This window comes from Lactiplantibacillus herbarum, from assembly GCF_001039045.1.
GTDB classification, from domain to species: domain Bacteria; phylum Bacillota; class Bacilli; order Lactobacillales; family Lactobacillaceae; genus Lactiplantibacillus; species Lactiplantibacillus herbarum.
Map to the genome: position 1 here is coordinate 23,018 of NZ_LFEE01000036.1, position 694 is coordinate 23,711.

At 38.9% G+C, this 694-nt stretch carries 1 protein-coding gene; it reads right to left on the minus strand.

Annotation, left to right across the window (positions count from 1 at the left end; translation table 11 throughout):
* A partial coding sequence (locus ACG95_RS14475; RefSeq protein ID WP_237756496.1) for a pre-toxin TG domain-containing protein occupies window positions 1-694 on the minus strand: 694 nt, incomplete at both ends.

The following is a 694-nucleotide window of genomic DNA, read 5'->3' on the forward strand; positions in this document are numbered from 1 at the left end:
TCGGTTACCTTCTTTAACGACTTCTTCAGCTTTTCTAGCCTTGTTAATCATTTTAGCAACTTTAGCTAGTTTGGCGATTTTAGATACTGGCATGAAGTTAAAGGCCGTCCAAGCCGCACCAACCAACCGTGAACGGGGTTTCCCAGTTTCAGCGTCTTTACCAGTGATCATCGTATATAAGTCATTATACCCAATCAGATCGGTCGCAAAGGCAATAATACTCTTACTGATACCCGTCTTACGACTAAGGGTCGCAATCATGGCACTGCCGCTAGCCTTATGCTTCTTCGATGACTTCTTCTTTTTAGAAGATTTGTGCTTTTTCGAAGACTTATGTTTCTTTGAAGATTTGTGTTTCTTTGAAGACTTGTGTTTCTTCGAACTCTTCTTGTGGGACTTTTTCTTCTTTGAGCCCTTCTTCTTGTGTGAAGATTTGTGCTTCTTTGAAGATTTCTTACTCTTCTTATGAGCTTTCTTCTTTGAACTCTTCTTCTTTTTGTGCGAAGACTTGTGCTTCTTCGAAGATTTCTTACTCTTCTTATGAGCTTTTTTCTTCTTTGAAGTCTTCTTTTTATGTGAAGACTTATGTTTCTTAGAAGATTTCTTGCTCTTCTTATGAGCTTTCTTTTTCTTCGAACTCTTCTTCTTGTGTGACGCTTTTTTCTTCTTTGGCGACCGCTTCTTCTTATGCGAC